Source organism: Clostridiales bacterium (genome assembly GCA_012512255.1).
Lineage (GTDB): Bacteria > Bacillota > Clostridia > Christensenellales > DUVY01 > DUVY01.
On the sequence record JAAZDJ010000103.1, the window covers coordinates 1 to 7,394 of the forward strand.

The window sequence follows — 7,394 nt, forward strand, 5'->3', positions numbered from 1 at the left end:
AGCCGCAAAGTCGCTGGTTTAATTTTTTGTTTTTGCCTTTTATAATATTTTGGAGATTTTAAAACTTTGAAAATTGAAGGAACGGTAGAGGATATCATTTACCGTAACGAAGAAAACGGTTATACGGTAATGGTTATTGACCATGAAGGCGACCCTGTAACAGCCGTCGGTTATTTCCCTATGCTGTCCGAAGGCGAATACTTATGTCTTGAGGGCGAATACCGTTACAACTCAAAATACGGAATGCAGTTTGAGGTCAAAAATATCTCGTCCGTATCTCCCCAATCCAAAGAAGGCATAACAAGATTTCTGGCAAGCGGGCTTATCCACGGCGTGGGCGAAGTCATAGCTTCCAGGATTGTGGATATGTTCGGGCTAAAGACTTTTGATGTAATAGAAAACAATCCCGAAGAGCTGGCTAAGGTCAAAGGCATTTCATTGGAAAAGGCCCAAAAAATAGCGCAATCTTATTCCGCCGTGCAATCAATGCGAGAGGCTGTTATGTTTTTGCAAGGGTATGGTCTGTCGCCCTCGCTATCCCTTAAGATTTACCGCGAATACGGCAATTCGGTCAAAGATATCCTCTTAAAAAACCCTTATAAGTTAGTGGAAGACATAGAAGGCATAGGTTTTTTGACGGCGGACAAAATCGCCCAAAAAATCGGCATAAAGCCCGACAGCGATTTTAGGCTGAGCGCGGGCATTATTTATATTTTAAAATCCGCCGCCGAAAAAAACGGGCATACCTATTTGCCCATTGACGAGCTTGACAAAAGCGTCCAAGACATTTTAAAAATCAACAAGTCCCAAGACGAGTTATACGCCTTTTATGAAAAACTGGCTATTGAAGGCAAACTAAAATTTTATTCCAAGCCCGAACATAAATGCGTCGCCTTATCCCATCTTTATAATATAGAAAAAAATATCGCCCAAAGGCTGCTTCATCTGATAGAAAACGCCGACGACCTAAAGATAGATTGTTCGCAAGACATACAAAATTACGAAAACAAAAAAGGCTATAAGTTTGACACGATCCAAAAACAAGCCATCTCGTCCTGCCTAAACGACGGCGTCTTGATAATAACGGGCGGGCCGGGCACGGGCAAGACCACAATTATTTCGTGCGTGCTAGATATTTTAAGACTAAAAGGCGGCAGGTTTTTGCTATTAGCCCCTACGGGCAGAGCCGCCAAGCGTCTGCAAGAGGCGAGCGGCCAAGAGGCCATGACTATACACAGGGCTTTGCAGCCCGACTTCAGAGGCCAGGGCTTTTTGTATAACGAAAACAACCCTTTGGATTACGAATATATAATCGTGGACGAAATATCCATGGTGGACGCCTATTTGATGAACGGGCTATTAAAGGCGATAAGGCCCGGAACCCATCTTATACTCGTGGGCGACAAGGACCAGTTGCCCAGCGTGGGCGCGGGCAATGTCTTTGCCGATATTTTGGCGAGCGGAAAACTTCCGACCACGCATTTGACCCAGATATATCGTCAAGGCGAAACCTCCAATATAGTCAGCAACGCCCACTTAATCAATAACGGCAAAATGCCCGTGTTTGATAACTCGCCTTCTAGCGACTTCTTTTTCTTAAGCGCAAATTCGCCCGAAAAAATCCTAAGCGCCGCGATTGAAATGGTCACAACCCGCCTGCCCGCTTTTGCGGGACTTTCGCCTTTTAAAATACAGGTGCTTGCGCCTATGAAAAGCGGCGTGGCGGGCGTTATTAACCTAAACCGCCAATTGCAAAACCATCTCAATCCCGCCCATCCGTCCAAGCCCGAGATTGCCTACGGCGGCCAGACTTTCAGGGTAGGCGACAAGGTTATGCATATCGCCAATAATTACGAGCTGGAATGGCAAAGATTCCAAGATAACGGGGTAGTCGTTCATGGCGCGGGAGTGTTTAACGGGGACATGGGCATCGTGATATCGGTTAGGCCCTCAGTGGGCGAGCTTACCGTTGAGTTTGAGGACGGACGCCAAGTAACTTACGGCGCGGAAACATTGGAAGAGCTGATGCTGGCTTACGCCATAACCGTCCACAAAAGCCAAGGCTGCGAGTTTGACGCGGCGGTCTTAGCCCTTGCGGGAGGAAGTTATATGATAAACACCCGCAACCTGCTATACACGGCGGTAACGCGCGCCAAAAATTACGCGGTCTTGATTGGCCAAAGGGAAACAATATACAAAATGGTAAAAAATACCTATACCCAAACGCGATATACGATGCTTCAAGAAATGCTGCGCGAGTTTGGTGAAAAAATGGAGATTTTTTTGTAAATGAGATTGTTTATAGCCGTCAATTTTGACCAAGACACCAAATCAAAAATAACCGAGCTTGCCAAGCGCCTAAAAAGCCTAGGCATAAGCGGCAATTATATTAAAGAACAAAATTATCATTTGACCTTATTGTTTTTGGGCGAAAGCGACCACAGCCAACTGCAAGCCGCCAAGAAAGCGATCCAGCGGATAAAAACCAAGCCTTTTGACATTACTTTCCAAAACATTTCAAATTTTGGCAAAAATATTATTCATCTCAAAGTCAAGCCTTGCGAAGCTTTGGGGCAAATCCATGATTTTTTGCGCGAGTCTTTAATAGACGATTTTTCGCTTACTGATACCTTATTCTCGCCCCATATTACATTGGTAAGAAAGCCTAGCTTTTTGCCGTCCCCAAAAGCCGATATTTTTGGAGATATTTTGCCGTTTGATTGCCTTGTGGACTCGGTTAGCCTTATGCTTTCGTCCCGCCAAAACGGGAAATTGGTCTATACGCCGTTATTTACCCATACTCTATGAAATTTTTTAATATTTTCACAAAACCGTTAAAATCCCGTCTATTTTGAAATAAACTTGACTTAAATAAACCAATAATAATATAATTAACTTATGACTTCAAAACAAAAAAAGCCCAGTCATAATCCCCCAAAAAGCGTTGTCGCGATTATTCGGCTCATCTTAGTGCCTTTGGCGTTTATTTGCGGCTGGCTGATCTCGCGCGAAATAATGAGTATTCGAATTGACGATAGATTTTTGGTTAATTTGGATTACTGGCTTAAAGTCTGCATATATATCGTAAGCGGATTGTTTTTTGGGTTTTTGGGCTTTTTGATAGCGCCCGCCGTTATGAAAGGGCTTTTCGCCATATCGGCCTTTGTGGAAAACGCGCTTTCTAAATACAGCGCCAAAGAAGTGGTCATGGGCATTGTGGGCATGCTTGTGGGCGTGCTCTTTGGGCTGGTGTTTTGGTTTTTGTTAAACAGCTTGGACAATATAAACGAAGCGTTTACCATCACCATTACCGTAATAGTGATGCTCGTCTTGGGCGCGGTAGGAATGCGCTTGGGCGCCAAACTTATGGTGCAGGTTTTGCCGGCGACCAACCTTACCGAAAGGTCTTCCGTGGATTTATACGAGGCGCCCAATATCGTGGTTTTGGACGCATCCAGCCTTATTGACGGCAGGGTTTTGGATATAGTAAGAACTGGTTTTATCTCGGGCGAGGTGCTTATCCCCAGTTTTGTATTGACCGAGTTAAATAAAATAGCGGACGACGAGGATGTTTTGAAAAAAAACCGCGGCAGGCGCGGGCTTGACATCGCCGCGGCTTTGCAAAAGGAAAAGGGCATATCCGTCAAAATTACGGACGACATCAACGAAAAAGACATAGATATCAAATTAATCAAGACGGCGCAGTTTTATAAAGCCAAGATTATTACGGTGGATTACAACCTCAATAAGCTGGCGACCGCCAACAATATCATTGTGCTCAACATTAACGACCTGTCCAACGCCATTAAGCCTATCGCCTTGCCGGGCGAAAAAATGCAGGTGCGCATAGTCAAAGAGGGCAAAGAACGCGGTCAGGGCATCGGGTATTTGCCCGACGGGACAATGATAGTAATAGAAAACGGCGGCGAGTATATCGGCACGGAACAAGAAGTCACCGTCACAACAGCGCTGCAGACCTCGGCGGGCAGAATGATTTTTACGAGGATAATGTAACGGCGAATTGCGCCATTTTAATATAGGCAAAAAATTTCAGCTAGCAAAATGATTTTAATAAAATATAAAAACATAGTTTCGTGTTAAAAAGTTAAAAATCGCAAAAGTCGGCTATTCAACTATTTTTCAAAGTATGCTGAAAAAATGCAAAAAATAGAAATTCGTCAAAACTATTATTAAAATATCAAAATAACACATACGACAGCATCGCTATTTTTTTGGTCGGCAAATGATTTTATAAGAAAAATGTTTGCGCTGAATTTTTTGATTATCGCGTGTTAATATTTCTTAAGAAATATTAAAGTTATTTTTTAAGCATCTTATTAGGTTATACTTTATTGCGTCTTAATTAAAACATAACGCATAATCTTAAAATATATTTTAATAATAATTATGTTCGGGCAAATTATAATAATTTGGAAAATCTTTTTCCAAAAAACTATTGACAAAAACGCTTAATAGATACTATAATATTAATGCTGATTTTCCTCAGTAGCTCAGCGGTAGTAGCATTCGGCTGTTAACCGAAGGGTCGTAGGTTCAAATCCTACCTGAGGAGCCATTAAAAAAGCCCTAAGTCATATGATGTAGGGCTTTTTTGCGTTATTTTTTAAACACAAATATATACTCGTGCGCCAATAACAAAAAGTTATATTTCTGGCTATTGGTTTTCCAAAAGCCTGTGGCTTTGCAATTGTGCTGTTCTTTGATTATTATCTCTTTTAATTTAAAATCAACGCCCAAAAACTTTTTCATTGTTTCAAAACCGAGAGGCTGGACCATGCCCTTTTTTCTTGTATCGCCCATAACAATGGCGCAAAATTTATCTTTTTTCAAAACTCTGTAACACTCGCTTGCCACCTTTTCCATTGCCAGCAAAAAGTCTTTTTGGTTTAGGAGCGACAGGTCGCCCGCGATATCCTCGCTGTATTTGATAATATTCGCGTATGGCGGATGCGTGCAAATAAGGTCAATAGTCCCATCGCCGATATTATGCAAGTTGCAGGCGTCGCCGACTTCGGCTTTGATAGTTGTCTTGTGTTCGCTGTCAAAATTAAGCTTATCTATCGTCAAGTTCACAGCGTTAGGATTAATGTCTATGCCGATGGCGTTTCGGTTATTTAACTTGCACTCAATCAAAGTCGTGCCGCTGCCTACGAATTGATCCAATACCAAATCTTGCGGTTTTGAATATCTTAAAATAATATTCTTGGCGACATAAGGGGAAAAGTTGCCGCGATATTTGGCGTCGTGGGTCGCCCATTTTCCGCGATTGGGAAAACTCCAGATCGTGCTGGTTTCAAGTTCAAATTGGTCGTCTGACATTAAAATAAATTCCTATTGCAGAACCTTTTCCAAAATTCCATTGTTAAGTTCTTTGATGTTAAATATATAATCCATCGCGTCAAAGGTCTCTTCCAAGTTGTTTTTAGCGTTTTTCCAGCCCGGCCCGTCCGTTATCCATACAAACGCGAAATTTTTTATTTTTTTGCTTTCTTGGGCAAGCATCTTGTAACTTCTGGCCGTTTCGTTTAATTTTGAGCCGCTGCTGGTGTAAAAATTGGTCTCAATCGCATAAACGCGGTTTTTTGTTTTGACGACAAAATCAAACCTTTTGGCTACCTTGCCTAGATTTGAAAGGGATGACAAGTCAATACCCCATTTGGTTTCAATGGCTTTCAAATACATTTCTTTAAAATAGGTCTTATTTTTTATAAATCCCGCTTTTTTAATAAATCCCTCTACAACATCTCCCATCAAATGTCCGCCGCGATTTTTTCTTCTGTTTGAGTCAAGCCCAACTTCAACGCCGGTGGCGTAATCTATTAAATTGCTTATTAGGCGTTTTGAAATCAAATCAAAAAGACCTGTTTTACGCATAAATCTTTTTAGCAATTCAATGTCGTCAATTTCGGCAAAGTTATATTTAAGTCTTTTCCCCTCGTCAATAACTTTTATTTCATTCTTTCTTACGGCTATCAAAAGAGGCAAACATTTTTTAGTTTCAGGGTATTTTTTGAATAAGTCGTCAAAATCTTTTTCAATGTCTTTTGAGCCTATCAAAGAATTAAGTATGTTTAATTCAATTTTGATTTTGTCTATATTTTTATAAACAACATCAAAATCAGTATAATACTTGTATGTGGCAATTCTGTCCGTAAAGTCATCAAACCATTTGTTAAAATCTTTTTTCATTACTCCCCCAAGCTAAATCTTTTAATAATTCCTAACCACAATCTCAGTTATGTTTCCACGCTTGTTTGATTGGCAATTAATCATTCTTTTGGCGTAAACTCTTTTTATATCAAACCCGCTATACAAATCGTCAAAAAAGTTATCAGCCTTATTTATGTTTTTGGGGTCCGAATTGGACAGCATGAGAAAACATTTTTTTTCATGAAGTTCTTTAAATTTCTTGGCTAAGCTTAATTGGTCGTCATCGTCAAAACCGTTTTTATCATAACTTACAAACGAATTGTTTTCCACAAGCGGCCTATACGGCGGGTCAAAATATATAAAGGTCTTCTCGTCATATTCTTTTAATACTTGCGTATAATCCCCATGATAGATTTGGACTTTTTGCAAGAGGTTCGCGCAAAGCCGCAAATTATCTTGGTCGCAAATTGTGGGATTTTTGTATCTGCCGTGCGGAACATTAAATTTGCCGCTTTTGTTTACCCTGTAAAGCCCGTTGTAGCAAGTTCTATTTAAAAAAATAAAATCGGCGCATTTTTCAAAGTCCAAATGAGAATTTAATGTTATCGTATTATATCTTTGTCTGACTTTGTAATAATACTCGTTTCTTTTTTCCGCTGTTAGATACTCTTTTTCTAAGGTTTTCAAAATTTTTATAACTTGTTCGGCGTCTTTTTTTATGCAAAGATAACAATTAATCAATTCTTTGTTTATATCGTTGATAATCGCTTTTTTGATTTTGTATTTTTGCAAAATATGAAAAAGAACGGCGCCGCCGCCCACAAAAGGCTCAATATAAACATCAATTTTACCTTCTGCCAACCGCTTAGGAAACAATTCGTCCAATGTATTGATTAACTGTCCCTTGCCCCCAGCCCATTTTACAAACGGCCTAGCAAGTTCTTGGCACATCTATTCTCTCCGCATCCTTATGTATCTATCTATTTAAAGTATAGCATACAAAATGTAAATTTCATATTTTTTTCCTATAAACTCTGAGTGCAATTTGGTCTAAGGGATTTTTTTGTTTTCCCTTTTTAACAAAACAAAAAGTAGGCGCATATGCTGTTATTAGTTTGTTAATAAAGGAGAAGTTTACATAATGTCTTATTCCAACAATTATTTTGGCAGGGATCCAAACAAGCCAATGACGGACCAAAAACAACAATCTTACGCGCCAAGAA

The 7,394-nt window shown here is 40.2% G+C and carries 6 protein-coding genes and 1 tRNA gene; 4 read left to right on the forward strand and 3 right to left on the reverse strand.

Going from position 1 to position 7,394, the window contains the following annotated elements; genetic code table 11:
- The first annotated feature begins 66 nt into the window (after nucleotides 1-66).
- The 4 genes from GX756_05345 (at nucleotide 67) to GX756_05360 (ending at nucleotide 4,576) form a co-directional block, all read left to right on the forward strand.
- On the forward strand, nucleotides 67-2,289 hold the full coding sequence (locus GX756_05345) for an ATP-dependent RecD-like DNA helicase (protein NLC17288.1): 2,223 nt from the start codon (nucleotides 67-69) through the stop codon (nucleotides 2,287-2,289).
- Nucleotides 2,290-2,808 (forward strand): RNA 2',3'-cyclic phosphodiesterase, encoded by a 519-nt coding sequence (gene thpR / locus GX756_05350; GenBank protein ID NLC17289.1) that lies wholly within the window; start codon nucleotides 2,290-2,292, stop codon nucleotides 2,806-2,808.
- 90 nt (nucleotides 2,809-2,898) lie between these two features.
- Entirely contained in the window at nucleotides 2,899-4,014 is a 1,116-nt protein-coding gene (locus GX756_05355; GenBank protein ID NLC17290.1) for a PIN domain nuclease, read from the forward strand.
- A gap of 486 nt (nucleotides 4,015-4,500) precedes the next feature.
- Nucleotides 4,501-4,576 (forward strand) — tRNA-Asn (locus GX756_05360).
- A gap of 41 nt (nucleotides 4,577-4,617) precedes the next feature.
- Here the strand turns inward: GX756_05360 and GX756_05365 are convergent.
- From GX756_05365 to GX756_05375, 3 genes are read right to left on the reverse strand one after another with little or no spacing between them, the layout of a single operon-like run.
- The gene (locus GX756_05365) at nucleotides 4,618-5,340 is read right to left on the reverse strand and encodes a site-specific DNA-methyltransferase (protein NLC17291.1); all 723 of its coding nucleotides are present in this window, start codon (nucleotides 5,338-5,340) and stop codon (nucleotides 4,618-4,620) included.
- A 12-nt stretch (nucleotides 5,341-5,352) separates the two neighbouring features.
- Nucleotides 5,353-6,210 (reverse strand): restriction endonuclease, encoded by an 858-nt coding sequence (locus GX756_05370; protein ID NLC17292.1) that lies wholly within the window; start codon nucleotides 6,208-6,210, stop codon nucleotides 5,353-5,355.
- 21 nt (nucleotides 6,211-6,231) lie between these two features.
- Nucleotides 6,232-7,122 carry a DNA adenine methylase gene (locus GX756_05375; protein ID NLC17293.1) on the reverse strand — a complete coding sequence of 297 codons (891 nt, stop codon included), beginning with the start codon at nucleotides 7,120-7,122 and terminating at the stop codon, nucleotides 6,232-6,234.
- Nucleotides 7,123-7,394 lie beyond the last annotated feature (272 nt).

Excerpts from the sequence above, each read along its gene's own strand:
- thpR (NLC17289.1), top strand. The coding sequence starts at position 2,290 with ATGAGATTGTTTATAGCCGTCAATTTTGACCAAGACACCAAATCAAAA.
- GX756_05355 (NLC17290.1), top strand. The coding sequence starts at position 2,899 with ATGACTTCAAAACAAAAAAAGCCCAGTCATAATCCCCCAAAAAGCGTT.
- GX756_05375 (NLC17293.1), bottom strand. The coding sequence starts at position 7,122 with ATGTGCCAAGAACTTGCTAGGCCGTTTGTAAAATGGGCTGGGGGCAAG.
- GX756_05365 (NLC17291.1), bottom strand. The coding sequence starts at position 5,340 with ATGTCAGACGACCAATTTGAACTTGAAACCAGCACGATCTGGAGTTTT.
- GX756_05370 (NLC17292.1), bottom strand. The coding sequence starts at position 6,210 with ATGAAAAAAGATTTTAACAAATGGTTTGATGACTTTACGGACAGAATT.